General features: G+C 60.7%; 21 protein-coding genes. 8 read left to right on the top strand and 13 right to left on the bottom strand.

All coding sequences use genetic code 11. The annotated features are described in order from the left end of the window. Nucleotides 1-226: 226 nt before the first annotated feature. The 3 genes from betT (at nt 227) to mgrA (ending at nt 4,866) form a co-directional block, all read left to right on the top strand. Nucleotides 227-2,188, top strand: coding sequence for a choline transporter BetT (gene betT, locus ACU688_RS23880; RefSeq protein ID WP_257782090.1), 1,962 nt, complete (start codon nt 227-229; stop codon nt 2,186-2,188). A 203-nt stretch (nt 2,189-2,391) separates the two neighbouring features. Then, the gene (locus tag ACU688_RS23875) at nt 2,392-3,720 is read left to right on the top strand and encodes an OprD family outer membrane porin (RefSeq protein ID WP_448186691.1); all 1,329 of its coding nucleotides are present in this window, start codon (nt 2,392-2,394) and stop codon (nt 3,718-3,720) included. Nucleotides 3,721-3,828: 108 nt separating this feature from the next. Next, nucleotides 3,829-4,866, top strand: a complete 1,038-nt coding sequence (gene mgrA, locus ACU688_RS23870) for an L-glyceraldehyde 3-phosphate reductase (RefSeq protein ID WP_124526217.1) — start codon at nt 3,829-3,831, stop codon at nt 4,864-4,866. A gap of 193 nt (nt 4,867-5,059) precedes the next feature. On the opposite strand, the gene ACU688_RS23865 is transcribed toward mgrA, so the two are convergent. From ACU688_RS23865 to ACU688_RS23825, 9 genes are all read right to left on the bottom strand, one after another. After that, a complete protein-coding gene (locus ACU688_RS23865; RefSeq protein ID WP_448186611.1) occupies nt 5,060-5,482 on the bottom strand; it encodes a type II toxin-antitoxin system VapC family toxin in 423 nt (140 codons plus the stop codon). Next, the gene (locus ACU688_RS23860) at nt 5,479-5,724 is read right to left on the bottom strand and encodes a FitA-like ribbon-helix-helix domain-containing protein (protein WP_448186610.1); all 246 of its coding nucleotides are present in this window, start codon (nt 5,722-5,724) and stop codon (nt 5,479-5,481) included. The genes ACU688_RS23865 and ACU688_RS23860 overlap by 4 nt, the downstream gene beginning before the upstream one ends. A gap of 82 nt (nt 5,725-5,806) precedes the next feature. Then, on the bottom strand, nt 5,807-6,643 hold the full coding sequence (gene tauD, locus ACU688_RS23855) for a taurine dioxygenase (RefSeq protein WP_448186609.1): 837 nt from the start codon (nt 6,641-6,643) through the stop codon (nt 5,807-5,809). A gap of 11 nt (nt 6,644-6,654) precedes the next feature. Next, the gene (gene tauC / locus ACU688_RS23850; RefSeq protein WP_448186608.1) at nt 6,655-7,488 is read right to left on the bottom strand and encodes a taurine ABC transporter permease TauC; all 834 of its coding nucleotides are present in this window, start codon (nt 7,486-7,488) and stop codon (nt 6,655-6,657) included. Next, nucleotides 7,485-8,264, bottom strand: a complete 780-nt coding sequence (gene tauB, locus ACU688_RS23845) for a taurine ABC transporter ATP-binding subunit (protein ID WP_124526214.1) — start codon at nt 8,262-8,264, stop codon at nt 7,485-7,487. The genes tauC and tauB overlap by 4 nt, the downstream gene beginning before the upstream one ends. Nucleotides 8,265-8,280: 16 nt before the next feature. Further along, entirely contained in the window at nt 8,281-9,258 is a 978-nt protein-coding gene (gene tauA, locus ACU688_RS23840) for a taurine ABC transporter substrate-binding protein (protein ID WP_448186607.1), read from the bottom strand. A gap of 262 nt (nt 9,259-9,520) precedes the next feature. Beyond that, nucleotides 9,521-11,104 (bottom strand): glutamate--cysteine ligase, encoded by a 1,584-nt coding sequence (gene gshA / locus ACU688_RS23835; RefSeq protein WP_448186606.1) that lies wholly within the window; start codon nt 11,102-11,104, stop codon nt 9,521-9,523. A gap of 215 nt (nt 11,105-11,319) precedes the next feature. Beyond that, nucleotides 11,320-11,703 (bottom strand): PaaI family thioesterase, encoded by a 384-nt coding sequence (locus ACU688_RS23830; protein ID WP_305432181.1) that lies wholly within the window; start codon nt 11,701-11,703, stop codon nt 11,320-11,322. Continuing rightward, nucleotides 11,703-14,036, bottom strand: coding sequence for a Tex family protein (locus ACU688_RS23825; RefSeq protein ID WP_448186605.1), 2,334 nt, complete (start codon nt 14,034-14,036; stop codon nt 11,703-11,705). The genes ACU688_RS23830 and ACU688_RS23825 overlap by 1 nt, the downstream gene beginning before the upstream one ends. 354 nt (nt 14,037-14,390) lie before the next feature. On the opposite strand from ACU688_RS23825, the gene ompR reads away from it, so the two are divergent. Both ompR and ACU688_RS23815 read left to right on the top strand, forming a co-directional pair. Then, entirely contained in the window at nt 14,391-15,131 is a 741-nt protein-coding gene (ompR, locus tag ACU688_RS23820) for an osmolarity response regulator transcription factor OmpR (protein WP_017737550.1), read from the top strand. A gap of 117 nt (nt 15,132-15,248) precedes the next feature. Beyond that, the gene (locus ACU688_RS23815; RefSeq protein WP_017737551.1) at nt 15,249-16,562 is read left to right on the top strand and encodes an ATP-binding protein; all 1,314 of its coding nucleotides are present in this window, start codon (nt 15,249-15,251) and stop codon (nt 16,560-16,562) included. 139 nt (nt 16,563-16,701) lie between these two features. Here ACU688_RS23815 and rimK read toward each other — a convergent pair whose 3' ends face one another. Continuing rightward, complete coding sequence (rimK, locus tag ACU688_RS23810; protein ID WP_003187674.1) at nt 16,702-17,607, bottom strand: 30S ribosomal protein S6--L-glutamate ligase; 906 nt, start codon at nt 17,605-17,607, stop codon at nt 16,702-16,704. Next, nucleotides 17,604-18,086: a retropepsin-like aspartic endopeptidase RimB gene (gene rimB / locus ACU688_RS23805; RefSeq protein WP_017737552.1), complete on the bottom strand. Its 483-nt coding sequence runs from the start codon at nt 18,084-18,086 to the stop codon at nt 17,604-17,606. The genes rimK and rimB overlap by 4 nt, the downstream gene beginning before the upstream one ends. Nucleotides 18,087-18,383: 297 nt before the next feature. Between rimB and ACU688_RS23800 the strand changes: the two genes are divergently transcribed. The 3 genes from ACU688_RS23800 to ACU688_RS23790 all read left to right on the top strand — a co-directional run bounded on the left by ACU688_RS23800 (nt 18,384) and on the right by ACU688_RS23790 (nt 21,522). Further along, nucleotides 18,384-18,791 carry a S4 domain-containing protein gene (locus tag ACU688_RS23800; RefSeq protein ID WP_207041092.1) on the top strand — a complete coding sequence of 136 codons (408 nt, stop codon included), beginning with the start codon at nt 18,384-18,386 and terminating at the stop codon, nt 18,789-18,791. Between the two features lie 107 nt (nt 18,792-18,898). Then, complete coding sequence (gene hslO / locus ACU688_RS23795) at nt 18,899-19,801, top strand: Hsp33 family molecular chaperone HslO (protein WP_448186604.1); 903 nt, start codon at nt 18,899-18,901, stop codon at nt 19,799-19,801. Nucleotides 19,802-19,980: 179 nt separating this feature from the next. Continuing rightward, nucleotides 19,981-21,522, top strand: coding sequence for a phosphoenolpyruvate carboxykinase (locus ACU688_RS23790; protein ID WP_448186603.1), 1,542 nt, complete (start codon nt 19,981-19,983; stop codon nt 21,520-21,522). 249 nt (nt 21,523-21,771) lie between these two features. On the opposite strand, the gene ACU688_RS23785 is transcribed toward ACU688_RS23790, so the two are convergent. Both ACU688_RS23785 and ACU688_RS23780 read right to left on the bottom strand, forming a co-directional pair. Beyond that, a complete protein-coding gene (locus ACU688_RS23785; protein WP_448186690.1) occupies nt 21,772-22,128 on the bottom strand; it encodes a DUF1493 family protein in 357 nt (118 codons plus the stop codon). Between the two features lie 274 nt (nt 22,129-22,402). Continuing rightward, nucleotides 22,403-22,885 carry a hypothetical protein gene (locus ACU688_RS23780; RefSeq protein WP_448186602.1) on the bottom strand — a complete coding sequence of 161 codons (483 nt, stop codon included), beginning with the start codon at nt 22,883-22,885 and terminating at the stop codon, nt 22,403-22,405. Between the last annotated feature and the right edge of the window lie 166 nt (nt 22,886-23,051).

Here is a 23,051-nt window from a genome sequence, read left to right as displayed (position 1 = left end):
CCTTGGGCTAGTGTAGGAATTGTCTACCGCTCAGCCCTGCGATTAGTCCCGAACCGCCTATCCATGTTTAACTTGAATGCTCGTTCAAGTTAAACCCGGTGGTTCGCTGCCCGCTCACAACAGGAGGCTTACCTTTGCTGAGTCCGTTTTTTACAGCCACATCCCTCACCCTCGGGGTGCATCGTTCATGAGTGCATCGTCCACCCCACCCAGCGGCCTGGTGCGCATGAATGCGCCGGTCTTCTACTTTGCCGCCACCTTCATCCTGCTGTTCGGCTTGATTGTCATCGCGATTCCACAACAGGCCGGTGCCTGGCTGCTGGCCGCGCAAAACTGGGCGGCCAACACGGTCGGCTGGTACTACATGCTGGCGATGACCCTGTATCTGGTCTTCGTGGTGGTCACCGCGTTATCGGGCTACGGCAAGATAAAACTCGGTGCCGACCACGACGAGCCCGAATTCAGTTACCTGTCCTGGGCCGGCATGCTGTTCGCCGCCGGGATCAGCATCACGCTGTTTTTCTTCTGCGTCTCCGAGCCGCTGACGCACCTGGTGCAACCGCCGCAAGGCGCGCCGATGAACGCCGATGCGGCGCGCCAGGCCATGCAGATCCTGTTTCTGCACTGGGGCCTGCACGGCTGGGGCGTGTTCGCGTTTGTCGGCATGGCCCTGGCGTATTTCGCCTACCGGCATAACCTGCCGCTGGCGTTGCGTTCGGCGCTGTACCCGCTGATCGGCAAGCGCATCAACGGCCCCATCGGCTACGCGGTGGATGGCTTCGGCATCATCGCCACGGTGTTCGGCCTGGGCGCCGACATGGGCTTTGGTGTGCTGCACCTCAACTCGGGCCTGGACTACCTGTTTGGCATTGCCCATACACAGTGGATTCAGGTCGGCCTGATCACGTTGATGATGGGCGCGGCGATTATTGTCGCGGTGGCCGGCGTCGATAAGGGCGTGCGGGTGATGTCCGACATCAACATGCTGCTGGCCTGTGCGCTGCTGCTGTTTGTGTTGTTCGCCGGGCCCACCCAGCATTTGCTCAACACCCTGATCCAGAACCTCGGCGACTACCTGGGCGCCTTGCCGACCAAGAGTTTCGACGTGTACGCCTACGACAAACCCAGCGACTGGCTGGGCGGTTGGACGGTGTTCTACTGGGCCTGGTGGATTGCATGGTCGCCGTTCGTGGGCCTGTTTATCGCGCGTATTTCCCGTGGCCGGACCATCCGCGAATTCGTGTTTGGCGTGCTCCTGATCCCGCTGGGTTTCACCCTGGCGTGGATGTCGATTTTCGGCAACAGCGCCATCGACCAGGTGCTTAACCACGGCATGGCCGCGCTTGGCCAGTCGGCCATCGACAACCCGTCGATGAGCCTCTACCTGCTGCTGGAAACCTACCCGTGGAGCAAGACCGTGATTGCGGTCACGGTGTTTATCAGCTTTGTGTTCTTCGTCACCTCGGCCGACTCCGGCACCGTGGTGCTGTCCACACTGTCGTCCAAAGGCGGCAACGCTGATGAAGACGGGCCGAAATGGCTGCGGGTGTTCTGGGGCGTGATGACCGGGCTGGTCACCAGCGCGCTGCTGTTTGCCGGCAGCATCGACTCGCTGAAGTCCGCCGTGGTGCTGACCTCGTTGCCGTTCTCGCTGATCTTGCTGTTGATGATGTGGGGGCTGCACAAGGCGTTCTACCTCGAATCCCAGAAGCAGATCGCGCAGCTGCATTCGCTGGCGCCGGTCTCGGCCTCGCGCAGGGGCCGTGGCGGTTGGCGCCAGCGCCTGAGCCAGGCCGTGCACTTTCCGTCGCGGGATGAGGTGTACCGTTTCCTTGAATCGACGGTGCGCCCGGCGATTGAAGAAGTGACGGCGGTGTTTGTCGAGAAGGGCCTGAATGTGACGACGCAGCCCGACCCGGCCAACGACAGTGTCAGCCTGGAAATCGGCCATGGTGAGGAACATCCGTTCATCTACCAGGTGCAGATGCGTGGCTACTTCACGCCGTCGTTTGCCCGTGGCGGCATGGGTTCCAAAGAGCTCAACAACCGCCGCTACTACCGGGCGGAAGTGCACTTGGCCGAGGGTAGCCAGGACTATGATCTGGTGGGCTACACCAAGGAGCAGATCATCAACGACATCCTTGATCAGTACGAGCGGCATTTGCAGTTCTTGCATTTGGTGCGCTGATAGCCGGTTTGTGAAGCCAGCTCCCACAAAAAACCGCGCAAGGCCATGAATTACGGGGCTTTCTTAAACTTAATTTCATCCGTCGCACGCCGGTTTTGACGCGCAACTGTCATCTGTCCACCGCCTAATTGTGTGAAGCGTTTGACGCTTTCATTTCAGAACAGTGACGGAGACCGGTACCAATGAAGACGTTATTGAGCCCTATGGTGGGTGCCGCCATGGCGAGCTTTATGCTGTCCGCCCATGCCGATTTTATCGATGACAGCCACGCCGACGTGACCCTGCTCAATCGCTATCTCAACCAGCAGGGGCGCGATGTGGTGAACAGCAACGCCAAGGCCCACAGCATTCGTGATTGGGGCCAGGGTTTCGAGTTCAACTTCAAGTCCGGTTACACCGACGGGCCGGTGGGTTTTGGCCTCGACTTGCAGGCGTTCTACGGCTTGAAACTGGATTCCGGTGGCGACCTCAACGACAAGGATCACCAGAGCCGCTACCCCGGCAGCATGTTCCCGCTGGACAACGGCAAATCCGCCGACCAGTTCGGCGTGCTCAGCCCGACGTTCAAGATGCGCTTCGCCAAGGATGAGCTGCGCGTGGGCACGCTGTACGGCAACAACCCGGTGCTGGCCAACACCGACGGCCGTCTGTACCAGCAAACCAATACCGGTGTGCAACTGGTGTCCAAGGACCTCAGCGATTTCACCTTCACCGGCGGCGATATCTTCAAGACCAAGATCCGCAACGAAACCGGCGACCAGGGCATGATCACTGCGGGCGGCACCAAAGAGAGTGATCGCTTCCTGTTCGGCGGCGCCGACTACACCGGCATCCAGAACACCACGGTGAGCCTGTGGTATTCGAACCTTGAGGATTACTATCAGCAGTTCTTCGTGGGCGCCAAGCGCCATGACGCCTTGTCGGTGGGCGCACTGGACACCGACGTGCGCGTGTTCCGCAGCCTGGGTGTAGGCGGCAACGCCGACGGTGAAAAAGACTACGCCGCCAGCGGCCTTTACGGCGACGGCGTGAACAAGGGGCGCATCAACCAGACCACCGCCAGCCTGCTGGAGAGCTACAGCCTGGACGGCCACACCGTCGGCCTGGGCATCCAGAAAAACAGCGGCGAAAGCGATTTCCCCTACCTCGACTCCGGCCTGAACAGCGGCGACAACCGCCAGGGTCCTGGCTCAGGCGCCGACACGCCGGCACTGACCAACATGCAGTTGAACAAATTCCAGCACGCCGGCGAACGCACCTGGCTGGCGCAGTACAAATATGACTTGGGCAAACTCGGCGTACCCGGCCTGACCTTCTCGGCGGCCTATGCCCACGGCGATGACATCCGCACCGCACAAGGCACCACCAGCGAATGGGAGCGCAACGTGGCGGTGGCCTATCAAGTGCCGACCGGCACCCTCAAAGGCCTCGGTGTGACCTGGAAAAATGCCCACGCCAGCCCGGACATTACCGGCGCCACCGTGCAGGATGAAAACCGCTTTTATGTCAGCTACGTCGTTCCACTCTGGTAGGAAATTGCTGTAAAACGGAAGGGCAGACTTAAGCGATTCAGCTGGTTAAAAGGCCTGGGAATAAGGTTATTCCCAGGCCTTATTTGCCCTAAGCCCAGAGAGGATTCGATGACGTACATTGCTGCCGAAAACCGCTATGAATCTATCCCGTATCGCCGCGTAGGCCGCAGTGGATTGGTGCTGCCTGCACTGTCCCTGGGGCTGTGGCACAACTTTGGCGACAGCACCCCGATCGACACCCAGCGCGCCCTGCTGCGCACCGCGTTCGACCTCGGTATCAACCACTTCGACCTGGCCAACAACTACGGCCCGCCGTACGGCAGCGCCGAGATCAATTTCGGCCGTTTGCTGCGCGAAGATTTCAAGCACTACCGCGATGAGCTGATCATCTCCAGCAAGGCCGGTTGGGACATGTGGCCCGGCCCTTACGGCCAGGGCGGCGGCTCGCGCAAATACATCCTCGCGAGCCTGGACCAGAGCCTGCAACGCCTGGGCGTCGACTACGTGGACATCTTCTACTCCCACCGTTTCGACGCCGACACCCCACTGGAAGAAACCGCCAGCGCCCTCGCCACTGCCGTGCAACAGGGCAAGGCGTTGTACATCGGTATCTCGTCCTACTCCGGCGTGAAAACCCGCGAAATCGCCGCCCTGCTCAAAGAGTGGAAAGTGCCGCTGCTGATCCATCAGCCGGCCTACAACCTGCTCAACCGCTGGGTGGAAAAAGACCTGCTGGACACCACCGAAGAGCTCGGTGCCGGGGTGATTGCGTTCACGCCATTGGCCCAGGGTTTGCTGACCGACAAATACCTCAACGGCGTACCGGCCGACGCGCGGGTAAACCGCCCGGGTGGCGGCTCGTTGCAGGCCAAGCACTTGTCCGAAGCGAACATTGCCCACGTGCGCGCGCTGAACGAAATCGCCCAGCGTCGTGGTCAGAGCCTGGCGCAATTGGCCTTGGCGTGGACGCTGCGTGATCCACGGGTGACCAGTGCGCTAATCGGTGCCAGCCGGCCAGAGCAGATCATCGAGAACGTTGGGGCGTTGAAGAACCTGCATTTCAGCGCAGAAGAACTGGCGGAGATCGACCGGTTTGCCCAGGAAGGCGGGATCAACCTGTGGGAAAAGCCATCCACCGCTGAGTAACCGGCAGGCAGTACTCGGTCAATGTGGGAGCGAGCAAGCCCGCTCCCACATTGGATTTATAGCGTTGCGAAGAGCGCTGGTACACCCCGATTAGTGTGGGAGCCGGGCTTGCCCGCGATGGCGGTGGGTCAGTTGATGAAGTGTTGCCTGATCCACCGCTATCGCAGGCAAGCCAGCTTCCACACTTTGATCTTCATAAGGCGGTCCACGGGTTGATGATACTTACCCCGGTGTCTTCGAAATCTTTAACGTTTCTTGTTGCCAGCTTTGTTTGTCGCGCACGACAGATCGCGGCTATCTGTGCGTCAGCTAACCCAACAGGTTTCCCAGATTTTTCGCGAGTGGTCACTAGCTTCGAGTAATGCAGTGCCGCGCCTGCATCGAATGGCAGGATGCGGTCAGCAAAGTCGTCTTCGAACATCGCCAATGCGTGAGTTTGTAGACTGTGCTTGCGTTTCCCGTCAGGCAAACGCTCGATGCCGTGAAGAATTTCCGACATCGTAATGGCGGTGATGAACAGCTCTTCAGCGGCTTGGTTGTCAATCCAGCGAAGCACTGCTTCTGCAGGCGCAGCTCGCATCAATTCAGACAGGACATTGGTATCGAGTACGATCATTCATCGAACTCCACCGTCCTCACGGGGGTATTGCGCTCGGGTAAGTCCAGATCCAGGCCACCTGCTTGTGCAAAACGCGCATGAATTCTGCTACCCAGCCCTTGGCTTTTGCCGACGGTTACCAAGGACTTGCGCAAAATCAGACGAGCTTCTTCTTCCATAGAGTGCCCGTTGTGGGCGGCTTCGATGCGCAAGAGCTCCTTGATGCTGTCATCTAGATTACGAATGGTAAGGCTGGCCATGGGACTGTCCTCATGCAATCAATGAAATCATTGATAGCATAGCGGCTGTCCTGGGGATTCGACGAGCCCGCCCATCGGATCCTCAGAACGGCACATCCCCCAAGATCGTCGCCCGGTGCATCACCCGCCGCTGCGGCCGGTAATCATCCACGGCGTAATGCTGGGTCACGCGGTTGTCCCAGAACGCGACGTCGTTTTCCTGCCAGCGCCAGCGAATGGTGAACTCCGGACGCGTCGCGTGGGCGAACAGCAGCTTGAGAATCGCCTCGCTTTCCGCCGGTTCAAGTTCATTGATCCGGGTGGTGAACCCTTCGCTGACAAACAACGACTTGCGCCCACTCACCGGATGCGTACGCACCACCGGGTGGGACAACGGCGGATTCTTCCTGCGGGTTTCTTCCCAGCGCGCCAGGTCTTCGGCGCTGTTGCCAAAGCGCTCCAACGGGAAGGATTTGGTGAAGTCGTGTGTCGCCGTCAGCCCGTCGAGCAAGCGCTTCAGTGGCGCTGACAGCGCTTCATACGCCGCAATCCCGCTGGCCCACAACGTATCGCCGCCAAACGCCGGCAGCAGCTTGGCACTGAGTACCGCGCCGAGCGCCGGGGTGGGCAGGAAGGTTACGTCGGTGTGCCATACGGCGTTGTCACGTACGTCGGTGACGGCTGTGTCGAGGATCAGCACTTCCGGCTGTTCCGGCACGTTGGGGTAGATCGGGTGGATATGCAGGTCGCCGAAATTCGCCGCGAACCGCGCTTGCTGTTGCGGGGTGATGACCTGGCCCCGGAAGAACAGCACCGAGTGGGTGAGCAACGCCTGTTCGATGGCGTCGCGCTGTTCGAGGTTCAGCGGCTGGGTGATATCGACGCCACTGATTTCGGCGCCGAGGGCGATGCTCAAGGGGGTAACGGTCAGGCTGCTCATGCTGTTCTCACTCAATGTGCCTGGCCATGCCATGGCACCAATTTACGCTGCAGGGCACGCAAGCCCATTTCCATGGCGAAGGCGATCAGGGCGATGACCAGGATGCCCAGCACCACCACATCGGTGACCAGGAACTGCGCCGCCGACTGCACCATAAAGCCCAGGCCGCTGGTGGCCGCGATCAATTCGGCGGCGACCAGCGTAGACCAACCCACCCCCAAACCAATGCGCACGCCGGTGAGGATGTCGGGCAGGGCGCTCGGCAAAATCACATGGCGGATCAACTGGGCGCGAGTTGCCCCCAACGACTGCGCCGCACGCAGCTTGGCCGGGTCAACAGTACGCACGCCGGTCGCGGTGGCGATGGCGATCGGCGCAAAGATCGCCAGGTAGATCAGCAACACCTTGGACAGCTCGCCAATGCCGCACCAGATCACGATCAACGGCAGGTAGGCCAGCGGCGGAATCGGCCGGTAAAACTCGATCAACGGGTCGAGAATACCCCGGGCGATACGGTTGGAACCGATGGCAATCCCCACCGGTACGGCGGTCAGCACGGCAAAACCGAGGCCCAGGCCGATGCGGCTGAGGCTCGCGCCCAGGTGCTGCCACAGGGTGGAATCCATATAACCCGTGGTCGCCAGCAGCCAGCCCTTTTGCAGCACGGCGGACGGCGGCGGCAGGAACAGCGGCTCGATAAGGCCGGTGGCAGTCACGGCCCACCAGATTGCCAACAGGGCGATAAGGGTCAGTACGCTGATCCAGCGGGTGCTCAAGCTGCGGCGCACGGGGATAACCGCATGTGCCGCTGGCTTAGCGACGGCGGGGATTTCGTAGCTGCTCATGCGGACACCTGCCGTTGGGAGAACACTTTGCCCAGCACGTGTTCGCGGGTTTCGATAAAGCGTGGGTCGGACTTGATCGCCCGCGCCGATTCACCGGCGGCGTAGCGCTGGCCGAAGTCCAGGCTCAGGCGTTCGACGATTTGCCCTGGGTTGGGCGCAAGGAGGATCAGGTCCGTGGCGAGGAAGACCGCCTCTTCGATGTCGTGGGTAATCAGGAACACCGGCTTGGCCGTGCGCCGCCAGACTTGCAGCAGCAACTCCTGCATCTGTTCGCGGGTGAACGCATCGAGGGCGCCGAAGGGTTCGTCCATCAGCAATACGCGTGGGTCGGCGGCCAGCGCACGGGCCAGGCCGACGCGTTGTTTCTGGCCACCGGATAGTTGCCAGATGCGACGGCTGTCGAAACCGGCGAGGTCCACCAGCGCAAGCATTTCCCGGGCGCGCACTTCACGTTGCGCCTTGGGCACGCCGGCCAGCTCCAGGCCGAAGCCGACGTTGGCCAGCACGTCCTGCCAGGGCAGCAGGGCGTCGTCCTGGAACACCACGCCGCGTTCGGCGCTGGGGCCTTTGACCGGCACGCCGTCGAGGGTGATGCGCCCGGAAGAGGGTTCGACAAAACCGGCGATCAGGTTCAACAGCGAAGTCTTGCCACTGCCGGACGGGCCGAGGGCCACCAGCAATTGCTGGGGCCCCAGGTCGATTGAGATGTCAGACAGTACCGGTTCTGTGGCGCCTGGGTACTGTGCGCTGATGCGCTCCAGTTGTAGCAAGGCCATCGCGATGAACTCCTGATCAGTTGGTAATGAACTTGGCGCTGACGTAAGGGGCGTAGTCCGGCAGTACGGCGTCGACCTTGCCTTGTTCCTTGAGGAACGCGGCGGTGTCGGTCACGGCCTTGGTGGTCGGCGCGCCCAGCAGGGTCACCTGGTCGGCGGCCAGCGGGTAGACGTTGCCTTGCAGCAGCAGCGGGATATCGCTGGCCTTGGCGCCGGAGAGTTTCACCAGCTTGTCGACGTTGCCTGTGTCGGCGATCCACGCTTGTGGGTCTTTGCGGTAGGCGGCGTAGGCATCCAGGGTGACTTTGGCAAAAGCTGTGACGATTTCCGGGTGCTTGGCGGCGAAGTCCTTACGCACGATCCAGGCATCGAAGGTCGGTGCGCCAAACTTGGCCAGTTCGCCGGAGGTGATCAGCACCTTGCCGTTTTCCTTGGCCACGCCCAGGGCGGGGTCCCATACGTAGGTGGCGTCGATGTCACCACGCTTCCAGGCGGCGATGATCGCCGGTGGCGCGAGGTTGAGGATGGTCACTTTCGACGGGTCGATGTTCCAGTGCTTCAGCGCGGCCAACAGGCTGTAGTGGCCGGTGGACACGAAGGGCACGGCGATTTTCTTGCCGATCAGGTCCTGCGGGCCGTTGATCCCCGAACCATTGCGCGCCACCAGGGCTTCGGCGCCGCCGATCTGGGTGGCGACGAGGAAGGTTTCCACCGGCACTTTGCGGGTGATGGCAGCGGTCAGCGGGCTGGAACCGAGGTAGCCGATCTGCACGTCGCCGGAAGCAATGGCGGCGATGATGTCGGCGCCATTGTCGAATTTGCGCCAGTCGATCTTGGCGTTGGTGGCTTTTTCATACGCGCCGTCGGCCTGGGCGACTTTGGCCGGGTCCACGGTGGTCTGGTAAGCGATGGTCACATCCGCCGCCTGGGCAAACAGGCTGGCACCGGCCAGGGACAATGCGGCCAGGAGGCGCAGAGGGGTCAGTAGTTTCAAGGGGAAGCTCCTCAATCAGGCGGCCGAGGGTCGGCGTGTGAGGAGACTAAATGATCTAAGAACTCGAAAATAAATAACATTTTCGAATTAGCTTATGAGGAGACGCGTGAACGCAGATCTTCAGCGCGCAGGTGTAAATGTGGGAGCTGGCTTGCCTGCGATAGCGGTGGCACATTCAACATAGTTGTTGACTGAACCACCGCTATCGCAGGCAAGCCAGCTCCCACACAAGCCAGGCTCCACAGAGGGGCCGGGTTCTGTTTTAGTTGCTGATGGCGAGAATGCTGGCCTGGTACGAGCCAACAAACACATCAAAATCACCCACTTCGTTCTGCTCCAGCTCTGCCTGCTGTGCCAGCGACTTGCGCGCCAGTTCTTCAAAGTGCGCTTGCTCTGCCGCCGGCAGCGGTTCGCTGCGGAAATGCTCGGCATGCACCTGGCTCTGGTGCAGGGAGAACTGCGCAAAGCTCTGTTTACGCTCGGCCATCGCCGCCAGCACCTGGGCCGACGGGGTCAGGGACGGGTCCTGGACCTTCGCCAGCTGGGCGTCCAGCGCCTGGCTGTGTTCGTTGATGCCGTGGCTCTCATCGAGCAGGGCGGCCAACGGGGCGATCTTCTCCAGTAGCTCGGTGGCCCATTCCTTCATGCCCACAGGCTGGCCGTCGCGCTGCAATTGCAGGCCCGGACGGCGACCTTCCTTGACCACGCTGAGGAAGTTGGCCGTGGCATTGCCGCACTCGTTGCTGGCGAACAACGGGCTGTCGTTCAGCGCGCAGTACAGCAGGAAGGCGTCGAGGAAACGCGACTCCGGCAGGTCGATGCCCATCGGCAGGAACGGGTTGATGTCCAGGCAGCGCACTTCGATGTACTGGATGCCACGGGCCATCAGCGCCTGGATCGGCCGCTCGCCGGTGTAGGTCACACGTTTTGGGCGGATGTTGGAGTAGTACTCGTTTTCGATCTGCAGGATGTTGGTGTTGAGCTGCACCCACTCACCGTCCTTGTGCGTGCCGATTTCGACGTACGGCGCGTAGGGCGTTGCTACCGCTTCACGCAGGCTGTCGGTGTAGCTGTTCAAATCGTTGTAGCACGGCGTAAGACCGGCCTGGGCATTGCTCTGGTAACCCAGGTCGCTCATGCGCAGGCTGGTGGCGTACGGCAGGTACAGGGTGTCGGCGTCGAGTACTTCGAGCTGGTGCGAGCGACCGCGCAGGAAACCGGCGTCCAGGGCCGGCGAAGCACCAAACAGGTACATCAGCAGCCAGCTGTAGCGGCGGAAATTGCGGATCAGTGCGATGTAGGCCGTGGACTGGTAATCGCGGTCGGTGCCGACAAATCCCTCAGTCTCCTTGAGCAACGGCCACAACTGTTCCGGCAGGGAGAAGTTGTAGTGGATGCCGGCGATGCACTGCATGGTCTTGCCGTAACGCAGGGCCAGGCCTTTGCGGTACACGTACTTGAGCTGTCCGATATTGGACGTGCCGTAGTAGGCAATTGGAATGTCTTCCTCGGCCGGCAGCGGGCACGGCATCGAGGGGCTCCACAGGTATTCGCTGCCGAGCTTGGTGTAGGCAAAGCGATGGATCTTGTCCAGGCTGCTCAGGGTATCGGCCGGGTTGGGCAGGGCGGGAGTGATGAACTCGAGCAACGATTCCGAGTAGTCGGTGGTGATCTGTTCGTGGGTCAACGCGGCGCCCAGGGCTTCGGGGTGCGGCGTTTGTGCCAGGCGGCCTTCGCCGGTGACGCGCAGGCATTCGCGCTCGATGCCGTGCAAGCACTGCTCTAGCAGGGAGAGGTGTTCGCGCTTGCCGAGCAAAGCCAGGCGGCGGTTGAGAAGTTCGCTCAAGTTGGATTCCTTCACGCGTCAGTCGCCCCAATATGGGGGTGGGCAGGACGGTCTACAAGGGTGAAGTTAAAACTGGCGTGATCGCCTGGTCTAGAGTCGATTTGACCCGCTCTGAAAAAGCCGACTTCACTCCATGAATTGGGCTATAGCGCAGCAAGAAAATTCCGACGCTGTTTAGTGCAGCGCCGAAATTAACTCAAATCGAGGGTGGGGAGCTATAGGACAGCGAAGGTGCCTTGTGCTTTTGCGACCAGTTTTTCGTCCTGGTACACATCCGCCTCGACCACCAGGGTGCGTCGCCCGGCGTGAATCACCCGGCCGGTGCACAGCACGTCACCGTCTTCGACGGCGCGGATGTAGTTGATTTTGCACTCGATGGTCGCGCTCTGCTGGTCGAAACCATGGACGCTGGAACAGGCCAGCCCCATCGTAATGTCCACCAGGCTGAAAATCGCCCCGCCATGGAGCTTGCCCGCGCGGTTGCGCAGGTGCGGCTCCAGGGTCAGGGCCACCTCGGCAACGCCTTCCTCAAGGCGTTGCAGGCGGCAGCCGATCAGTTCGCTGAACGCGCTCTGGGTCAAGCCGGCCGGGATTTCCATCAGCGTTTCTTCAACTGCTTGGCGTTGGCGAACAGCGAGGCCATGGCGTTGTTGCTTGGCGCGGCGGTCGGGGTTTCCTTGCGCGGCGCGTTTTCCGGGCGGTTCTGCGACTGGCGCGGCGCCGAGCCTGGGCGGGCGCCACGGGCACCGTCGATTTTCTCGCCAGGGGTGTCGCTCATGCGCATCGACAGGCCGACGCGTTTGCGCGGGATATCGACTTCCATGACCTTGACCTTGACCACGTCACCGGCTTTCACCGCCTCACGCGGGTCCTTGATGAATTTCTCCGAAAGCGCAGAGATATGCACCAAACCGTCCTGATGCACGCCGATATCCACAAACGCGCCGAAGTTGGTCACGTTGGTCACCACGCCTTCGAGGATCATGCCCAGCTCCAGGTCCTTGAGGTCTTCGACACCGTCCTGGAACTCGGCGGTCTTGAACTCGGGACGTGGGTCGCGGCCAGGTTTTTCCAGCTCTTGCAGGATGTCGGTGATGGTTGGTACGCCGAAGGTTTCATCGGTGTACTTCTTCGGGTCCAGGCGCTTGAGGAACGCGGCGTCGCCGATCAGCGAGCGGATGTCGCGGTCGGTCTCGGCGGCGATGCGTTGCACCAGCGGGTAGGCTTCCGGGTGGACGGCGGACGAATCCAGCGGGTTGTCGCCGTTCATGACGCGTAGGAAGCCTGCGGCTTGTTCGAAGGTTTTTTCACCGAGGCGCGCGACTTTTTTCAGTGCGGCGCGGGTTTTGAAGGCGCCGTTTTCGTCACGGTGGGTGACGATGTTCTGCGCCAGGGTGGCGTTGAGGCCGGAGATCCGTGCCAGCAGCGCTACGGAAGCGGTGTTCACGTCCACGCCCACGGCGTTTACGCAGTCTTCCACGACCGCATCCAGGCCGCGCGCCAGTTTCAGCTGCGACACGTCGTGCTGGTACTGGCCGACGCCGATGGATTTCGGGTCGATCTTCACCAATTCGGCCAACGGGTCTTGCAGGCGGCGGGCAATGGACACCGCGCCACGGATCGACACATCGAGGTCCGGGAATTCCTTGGAGGCCAGTTCCGACGCCGAGTACACCGAAGCACCGGCCTCGGAGACCATGACTTTGGTCATCTTCATGGCTGGGTATTTCTTGATCAGCTCGGCGGCCAGCTTGTCGGTTTCACGGCTGGCGGTGCCGTTGCCGATGGCGATCAGGTCCACGGCGTGCTTGGCGCACAGGGCGGCGAGGATCGCCAGGGTCTGGTCCCACTTGTTGTGCGGCACGTGCGGGTACACGGTGGCGTGGTCCAGCAGCTTGCCGGTGGAATCGACCACCGCGACCTTGCAGCCGGTACGCAGGCCCGGGTCGAGACCCAGGGTCGCACGCGGGCCGGCCGGTGCGGCCAGCAGCAGGTCGTGCAGGTTGTGGGCGAACACGTTGATCGCCTCGGTTTCGGCGCCGTCGCGCAGCTCGCCGAGCAGGTCGGTTTCGAGGTGGGTGTAGAGCTTGACCTTCCAGGTCCAGCGCACCACTTCACCGAGCCACTTATCCGCAGGACGATTCTGATTCTGGATGCCGAATTGTTGACCGATCATGCCTTCGCACGGGTGCATGGTGCCCGGCAGCTCGTCGCCGACTTTCAGCGCGGAGCTGAGAATACCTTCGTTGCGCCCGCGGAAAATGGCCAGCGCACGGTGGGACGGCATGCTCTTGAGCGGTTCGTCGTGTTCGAAGTAATCGCGGAACTTGGCGCCTTCTTCCTCTTTGCCGGCGATCACGCGGGCGCTGAGGATGGATTCCTGCTTCAGGTACGTGCGCAGTTTTTCCAGCAGGCTGGCGTCTTCGGCGAAACGCTCCATGAGGATGTACTTGGCGCCTTCGAGGGCGGCTTTGACGTCGGCGACGCCTTTTTCTGCGTCGATGAAGCGTGCGGCTTCGGTGTCCGGGGTCAGCGATGGGTCGTTGAACAGGCCGTCGGCCAGCTCGCCGAGGCCGGCTTCCAGGGCGATCTGGCCCTTGGTGCGGCGCTTCTGTTTGTACGGCAGGTAGAGGTCTTCGAGGCGGGTCTTGGTGTCGGCGAGCTTGATGTCGCGCTCAAGTTGCGGGGTCAGCTTGCCCTGTTCTTCGATGCTGGCGAGGATGCTGATGCGCCGTTCGTCGAGTTCTCGCAGGTAGCGCAGGCGCTCTTCCAGGTGACGCAGTTGGATGTCGTCGAGGCTGCCGGTCACTTCTTTACGGTAACGGGCGATGAAGGGCACCGTGGAGCCCTCATCCAGTAGAGCGACGGCCGCTTCGACCTGTTGCGGGCGTACACCGAGTTCCTCGGCGATGCGGCTGTTGATGCTGTCCATAAAACCACCTGAAATTCTGAAAGCAGCCCGCAGGCCCGTAAAACAAGGCCTTGCGCGGCTGGTTGAGCGGCCCGACTGGCGCCGCTGCCTGGGTCAAGAGGCAGCCTATTGACCCTCGAAATCGAAAAAATCACGACAAGCGGGTAAAAAAAGCCCGGCAGTAAACGGTAACGATCTGACGTTGCCCTGCACGAAGGCGCCGCATTATAACCAGCGTTCTGTCCTTGGGGGGACTGTGCCAAAGGTTGTAGGGCGCGGGTTCGCTGGCAGTAGAGGAAAAATCTGCTAACAATGCACACGGTGCGTATAACGGCAGCTACGCCATAATGCGCGCCGAGATAAGAGGAGCATCCAATGAGCAGCACTGCACAAACTGCTGAAGGCGAAAAAATTCTCATCGTTGACGACGATCCGGGGCTGAGCAGCCTGCTGGAGCGTTTCTTCAACTCCAAAGGCTACCGTGCCCGCGCGGTGCCGAACACCGAGCAGATGGACCGTCTGCTGGGGCGTGAAGTATTCAACCTGGTCGTCCTCGACCTGATGCTGCCCGGCGAAGACGGCCTGACCGCCTGCAAGCGCCTGCGCAGCGCGAACAACCAGATCCCGATCATCATGCTGACCGCCAAGGGCGATGAGCTGAGCCGCATCAAGGGCCTGGAACTGGGCGCTGATGACTACCTGGCCAAGCCGTTCAACCCGGACGAGCTGATGGCGCGGGTCAAGGCCGTATTGCGTCGCCAGGCACCGCCGGTTCCAGGCGCACCGGGCAGCGAAGACGAAAGCGTCACGTTTGGCGACTACGAACTGTCGCTGGCGACCCGTGAGCTCAAGCGTGGCGATGAAGTGCACATGCTGACCACGGGCGAATTCGCCGTGCTCAAGGCGCTGGTCATGAACGCACGCCAGCCGCTGACCCGCGACAAGCTGATGAACCTGGCCCGTGGCCGGGAATGGGACGCCCTGGAGCGCTCCATCGATGTGCAGATCTCCCGTCTGCGCCGGATGATCGAGCCGGACCCGTCCAAGCCACGGTATATCCAGACCGTGTGGGGCGTGGGTTACGTGTTTGTGCCGGACGGCACTGCAACCAAGTGACCGAAGATTTGCAGGAACGGGCATCCATGGGTTCGGCTCCGTGAGGGTCGACGGGATGCCCGGCGTCTGCAATTCTGCGAGCGCCGCTCATTCCTGCAAGGTGTCTAGCTGTCTTCTATGAAAACCCCGCTGTGGTTCCCGCAAAGCTTTTTCTCCCGCACCCTTTGGCTGGTGCTGATCGTCGTTCTGTTTTCCAAGGCACTCACCCTGGTTTATCTGTTGATGAACGAGGACGTGCTGGTGGATCGACAATACAGTCACGGTGTCGCCCTGACGCTGCGCGCCTACTGGGCTGCCGACCCTGAGAACCGCGAGAAGATCGCCAAGGCCGCCACCCTGGTGCGCGTCGCCGGCGCCGGTGTGCCGGAGGGCGAGCAGCATTGGCCCTACAGCGAGATCTACCAGCGCCAGATGCAGGCCGAACTGGGTGAAGACACCGAGGTGCGGTTGCGCATGCATGTATCGCCCGCGTTGTGGGTGCGTGCGCCGAGCCTGGGCGAGGATTGGCTGAAAGTGCCGCTGTACCCGCACCCGTTGCGGGGGCAGAAGATCTGGAACGTGTTGGGATGGTTCCTGGCCATTGGCTTGCTTTCTACGGCGTCCGCGTGGATTTTTGTGCGCCAGCTCAACCAGCCGCTCAAACGCCTGGTGTTTGCCGCCCGCCAACTGGGCCAGGGGCGCAGTGTGCGCCTGCCGGTCAGCGACACCCCCAGTGAGATGACCGAGGTGTACGGCGCGTTCAACCAGATGGCGGAGGACGTCGAACAGGCCGGGCGCGAACGCGAGCTGATGCTGGCGGGGGTGTCCCATGACCTGCGCACGCCGTTGACGCGTTTGCGGCTGTCACTGGAGTTGATGGGCAACCACAACGACCTCACCGACGACATGGTGCGGGATATCGAGGACATGGACGCGATCCTCGATCAGTTCCTGGCATTTATCCGTGATGGCCGTGACGAAGTGGTGGAGGAAGTGGACCTGACGGACCTGGTGCGTGAGGTGGTAGCGCCTTACAACCAGAATGGCGAACAGGTGCGTATGCGCCTGGAACCGATCCAGCCGTTTGCGCTGCGTCGGGTGTCGATGAAGCGCCTGTTGAACAACCTGATCGGCAACGCCTTGCACCACGCGGGTTCCGATGTGGAAGTGGCGGCGTACGTGTCCGGCGACAGTGCTGCGCCTTATGTTGTGCTGAGCGTGATGGACCGTGGCACCGGGATCGACCCGGCGGAGCTGGAAGGTATCTTCAACCCATTCACCCGTGGCGACCGTGCCCGGGGCGGCAAAGGCACTGGCCTTGGGCTGGCGATTGTGCGGCGGATTGCCTCGATGCATGGCGGCAATGTTGAGTTGCGCAACCGTGAAGGCGGGGGGTTGGAAGCGCGGGTGCGGTTGCCGTTGGGTCTGATGTTGCCGAGAGACGCGGTCTAAGCAACAACTCAGATCAAATGTGGGAGCGGGCTTGCTCGCGAAAGCGGTCTTTCAGTCACTGATGTGCTGTCTGATCCACCGCTTTCGCGAGCAAGCCCGCTCCCATATTGTTTTGTGGTGTTTCAAAAGCCGCGTTTTATCAGCCCTTGCCCTTGGTCCGCGTCATATTCGGCCCGCCATTCTTCTCCAGGTGCTGAATGATGATCCCCGCCACATCCTTGCCTGTGGTGGTTTCAATCCCTTCCAGGCCCGGCGATGAGTTGACCTCCATCACCAGCGGCCCGTGGTTGGAACGCAAGATATCCACACCTGCCACGCTCAACCCCATGACCTTGGCCGCCCGCAGCGCAGTCATGCGCTCTTCCGGGGTGATCTTGATCAGGCTGGCGCTGCCGCCACGGTGCAGGTTGGAGCGGAACTCACCCGGCTTGGCCTGGCGTTTCATCGCCGCAATCACCTTGTCGCCCACCACGAAGCAGCGGATATCCGCACCGCCGGCTTCCTTGATGTATTCCTGCACCATGATGTTCTGCTTGAGGCCCATGAATGCCTCGATCACCGACTCTGCCGCCGTCGCAGTTTCACACAGCACCACGCCGATACCCTGGGTGCCTTCCAGCACCTTGATCACCAGTGGTGCGCCGTTGACCATCTCGATCAGGTCGGGGATGTCGTCCGGGGAGTGGGCAAAGCCGGTGACCGGCAGGCCGATGCCACGACGTGACAGCAGTTGCAGCGAGCGCAGTTTGTCCCGCGAGCGGGCGATGGCCACCGATTCGTTGAGGGGGAACACGCCCATCATTTCAAACTGGCGCAGCACCGCGCAGCCATAAAACGTCACCGAAGCACCGATACGCGGGATGACCGCATCGAAGCCTTCCAGGGGTTTGCCCCGGTAGTGGATCTGCGGCTTGTGGCTGGCAATGTTCATATAGGCACGCAACGTGTCGATCACCACCATTTCGTGGCCACGTTCGGTGCCGGCCTCGACCAGGCGGCGGGTGGAATACAGACGCGGGTTTCGCGACAGCACAGCAATCTTCATGCAGCACCTGGGGCAGAAATAGTAGAGACCGGGAACACCGGCTTGTCTTGTACGTACTTGACGCCGGGATTGACCACCAACTGGCCGTCAATCAGCGCCTTGGAGCCGAGCAACAGGCGGTAACGCATGGCTTTGCGGCAGGCCAGGGTGAATTCCACCCGCCATACCCGATCACCCAGCGCGAGGGTGGTGCTGATCACATAGCGCACCTGCGCATGGCCGTTGGAGCTCTTGATGGTTTTCATCGTCACCAGGGGCGCTTCACAGCGGCGGTGACGCAATTGCACCACGCTGCCCAGGTGCGCGGTAAAGCGCACCCAGTTCTCACCGTCGCGCTCAAAAGGCTCGATATCGGTGGCGTGCAGGCTTGAGGTGCTGGCGCCGGTGTCGATCTTGGCGCGCAGGCCGGCCACTCCCAAGTCGGGAAGTGCCACCCACTCACGCAGACCCACAACGGTCAAATGGTCAAATGTCTTCAATATGGGTAACCGGTCATTCAGAAATGTTTCGAAGTCTTCGAGGACAGTAACGTCCAACTGCGCATGGATTGTGACAATCCCCGACCATCCGTGACGGGGCGGCGCCGAATTCGCGGTATTCACGCAGAATATTCGGCAAATGGCGACAGATATCGCTCAGGTGCCGGTAATCAGTCGATGCAATGGAAAGTCACGTAAAACTCCAGCCGCCTGGCGTATCTTAGGTGAGCCTTGAGGTTTATGCGTCGAAGGGTTTCAACAGTAAAGTTGCGACATTTTTCAGAGCGAGGAATTCAAGTGGCTCAAAAGCAGGAAGAGGAAGAAAAGGTCCGTTTGGACAAGTGGTTGTGGGCGGCGCGTTTTTATAAAACCCGTGCCCTGGCCAAGGCCGCCATCGAGAGCGGCAAGGTGCACCATCGCGGCGAGCGCTGCAAGCCGGGCAAGGAACCGCGCGTCGGAGATGAGTTTCAGATTCGCACAGGGTTTGATGAAAAGACTGTCGTAGTGCAGGCGCTTTCCGCTGTACGCCGTGGCGCACCTGAAGCCCAGGCGCTGTACGCTGAAACCGAGGCCAGTATCGCCAAGCGCGAAAATGCGGCAGCGATGCGCAAAGCCGGCGCCATCGGCATGACCACCGATGGCAAACCGAGCAAGAAACAACGTCGCGACCTGTTCAAGTTTCGCGGTAGCGGAAACGACGACTGAGGCCACCGGCAATCGCCCAAAGTGTCACTTGGCTTGGAACTGCCTCGGTTTGTTCATAAACTGCTGCATCTTCGCGTCAATATTCTTCAATTCAGATACCCAGACCTATGACTGATCTACCGGATACCGACTTCACCCAACGCTTCATCTTCGACGAGACCGACGCCCGTGGCGAACTGGTGTCGCTGGAGCGCAGCTACGCCGAAGTCCTCGCCAAGCACGCCTACCCTGAGCCGGTCGCACAATTGCTCGGTGAGTTGATGGCGGCTGCGGCGCTGCTGGTGGGCACCATGAAGTTCGACGGTTTGCTGATCCTGCAGGCCCGTTCCGAAGGCCCGATCCCGTTGCTGATGATCGAGTGCTCCAGCGAGCGCGATATCCGTGGCCTGGCCCGTTACGAGGCCGACCAGATCGCCCCGGACGCGACCCTGTCCGACCTGATGCCCAACGGCGTGTTGGCGCTCACCGTCGACCCGACCGAAGGCCAGCGCTACCAGGGCATCGTCGACCTCGACGGCGAGACCCTGTCGGATTGCTTCACCAACTATTTCGTGATGTCCCAGCAAGTGGGCACCAAGTTCTGGCTCAACGCCGACGGCCATCGCGCCCGTGGCCTGCTGCTGCAACAACTGCCCGCCGACCGCATCAAGGACGACGACGATCGCGCGGAAAGCTGGCGCGGCCTCACCGCCCTGGCCGGCACGCTTACGGCGGAAGAACTGCTGGGCCTGAGCAACGAAACCATCCTGCACCGCCTCTACCACGAAGAAGCCGTGCGTCTATTCGACGCACAGTCCCTGCGCTTCAATTGCAGCTGCTCACGCGAGCGCTCGGCCAACGCGCTGGTCAGCCTGGGCCTGGACGATGCACAGAACCTGGTGGTGGAACACGGTGGTCATATCGAGATCGACTGCCAGTTCTGCAATGAGCGCTACCTGTTCGATGCCGCCGATGTAACGCAATTGTTCGCCGGCGCAGGCATCGACACCCCTTCCGATACCCGCCACTAAAACGTTTAAGCACAGGTAAATCACCTGACAAACGCCGGATTAGCGCAGTTCTGACGGGAGGGCCCTACTCTTTTTGGGCTTTTCTGGCATAATCCGGCCCACTTTTTTCGCGGTAGTAGTGCGCAACTTTCTACTACAAAACGTTTGGAGCACTCGGCCATAGGCCGACGGGGAACCTCATGACGCAAGCCAATAACGCCGTATACACCGATCTGAGTGTTGACGATCTGGTCAAAGAAGCCCTGCAGCGCGGTGAAGGCGTGCTTGCCGATACTGGCGCGCTGGTCGTAGAAACCGGTCACCGTACCGGTCGTTCGCCAGTCGATCGTTTCATCGTTGAAGAGCCTACTACCCAGGACGCCATCGCCTGGGGCCCGATCAACCGCAAGTTCCCGGCCGACAAGTTCGATGCCCTGTGGGCTCGCGTCGAGGCGTTCAACAACGCGCAAGAGCATTTCGTTTCCCACGTTCACGTAGGTGCGGCCGAAGACCACTACCTCGCCGTGAAAATGACCACCCAGACTGCCTGGCAGAACCTGTTCGGTCGTTGCCTGTTCATCAACCCGGCGCAGTACAACCCGGCCGGCCGTGATGAATGGCAAGTGCTCAACGTGGCCAACTTCGAGTGCGTGCCAGAGCGTGATGGCACCAACTCCGACGGTTGCGTGATCCTCAACTTCGCCCAGAAGAAAGTGCTGATCGCCGGCATGCGTTACGCCGGTGAAATGAAGAAAGCCATGTTCTCGGTGCAGAACTTCCTGCTGCCAGCTTCCGACGTACTGCCAATGCACTGCGCCGCCAACATCGGCGAAGCAGGCGACGTGACCCTGTTCTTCGGTCTGTCGGGCACCGGTAAAACCACCCTGTCCGCCGACGAAAGCCGTTACCTGATCGGTGACGACGAACACGGCTGGGGCGAAGGCGTGGTGTTCAACATCGAAGGCGGTTGCTATGCCAAGTGCATCGACCTCTCCGAGAAGAACGAGCCAGTTATCTGGAAAGCCATCAAGCACGGCGCCGTGCTGGAAAACGTCGTGATCAACGACGCCAAGCACGCCGACTACACCGACGTCAGCCTGACCCAGAACAGCCGCGCCGCCTACCCGCTGGAGCACGTTGCCAAGCGTTCCGAGAAGAACCTGGGCGGCGAGCCAAACGCGGTGATCTTCCTGACCTGCGACCTGACTGGCGTACTGCCGCCGGTGTCGATTCTCAGCGAAGAACAAGCGGCCTACCACTTCCTGTCCGGCTACACCGCACTGGTGGGCTCGACCGAAATGGGTTCCGGCGGCGGCATCAAGTCGACCTTCTCCACCTGCTTCGGCGCACCATTCTTCCCGCGTCCGGCTGGCGAATACGCAGAGCTGCTGATCAAGCGCATCCGTGGTTTCGGCTCCAAGGTCTACCTGGTCAACACCGGCTGGACCGGCGGCGGCTACGGCGTTGGCAACCGCTTCAACATCCCGACCACTCGCGGCGTGATCGCAGCGATCCAGAGCGGCGCGTTGATCGGTGCACAAACCGAACACCTCGACACCATCAACCTCGACGTGCCGTTGGCCGTACCGGGCGTTGAAACTGGCCTGTTGAACCCACGCAACACCTGGGCCGACAAGGCTGCCTACGATGAAGCCGCGAAGGCGCTGGCTGGCTTGTTCATCGAGAACTTCAAGAAGTTTGAAGTGAGCGATGCGATCAAGGCTGCGGGTCCTAAGTTGTAAGATTCGGTCGTTGTGAAAAAGCCGCCTCTTGTGAGGCGGCTTTTTTGTGCGTGTAAGGTCCTTGCTGGTTCGTGCGCGGCTTGCCCTAACCCCATCAGTCAAGAGCAAAGACTGTACCTGTGGCGAGGGAGCTTGCTCCCGCTGGGCCGCAAAGCGGCCCCAGTCTTTTAAAAAAATGGGACTGCTGCGCAGTCCAGCGGGAGCAAGCTCCCTCGCCACAAATCACTGTCCCCCCATATGTGGTTGGGGTCAGCTTAGGTTTTCCAGGGTTTGCGTGTCCCAGCTGTGGGTCTTGATCGCTAGGTACAGCATGCCGATGGTCAGCGGGATTTTGTCGCCTCGACCCTTGGCGCGATGCTTCAGGAAGACATCGAACACCGGTGGGTTGAAGTAGCGATACGCGTCGTAGTCGCCCATATCGAGCGCAAATTCCTCCTCCATAGCTTCCATGAACTGCTTGGCCTCCGCACCGTCGCAACCGAGGTCGAAGTTGATCGCGGTTTGCAGGCGCAGGGTCTTGTGTTTCGGCAAGCCGATTTCTTCGTGCAGCAGTTGCAGGAGTTGCTGCATGGCGAGGTCTTCGGGGAAGTCGGCGGCGAGGTTCATGGTGGGGGCACGCAGGAGTGGGTGAGGGGGATGGTTGTGGTGCAGGCGGTATTTGTTGCGGGTGATGAAGAGTGCCAAGCCTATCAAGATTAGGGCGAGAGGTAAGAGTTGGATGTTCAGGATGATGGCGACGTAGGGTAGCCAAAACAACAAGGTTAACCCCGTTGCGATGAAGGTGACGGCGAAGCGTTTTCTTAAGATGCAGTCGGTTATTTTGTAATAGAGCAGTAGATGGAGGGCAAAAAACAGTGCTGTTTGTAGGTAGACCCACTGACTAAGATTCATCTGAGTACACATGTATTGAGATGCTTGAACGCTGTGGGCCTATGCCCCCGCTGACCTGAGCATCTAGGCCTATGATGATGTCTGCGCTATGGAAATTGCGGAGCCTGCGAGATATCAAATCGCTGACAGCATTTTCTACTATCGACTCTGCTTTGCTGGAAATGAGCCCCACAGGGGCTGCCACGGCACCAGAAATGATTTCTTTGATGAGGTTGTTTCGGTTGTTCAGACTGTCGGCCTGTTTTCTTGTCAGGGGTTTTGAAATGACCACGGTCATGAGGCACGGTAGATCTCCGGCGAGCATTTTTTCGTAAAGGTTCAGCAGTCGCATGCGAATTTCTACGGCCGAAGTTTTTGCGTCTAGCAGGCAAAGGGTGTTGAGCGCTCGTCGGTCGCTGGGCATCACTCTGAGGCGAATCACCGTGAAAGTGACGCCGTAGTGCCCGATGTATTGAGTCCTTTCGATGTTCACAGGGTGTTGTCCAGGCCGTGGAAAGAGCGCTAGTTTCGGTCAGGCGAATGTGGGTTTTGTAGAGGGGCGCGTGAGTGTTTTCAGCAGTTTAGGAAGCGGATGGCGCGGTGTTTGGCGGTTTCTTACAGTGCCGTCCGGCATTGGTAGCTTGGCAGTGATTTCACAG

The organism is Pseudomonas acericola (SeqCode) (assembly GCF_053456465.1).
The sequence above is the reverse complement of the archived record's forward strand: the minus strand, read 5'-3'. Positions and strand labels throughout refer to the sequence as shown.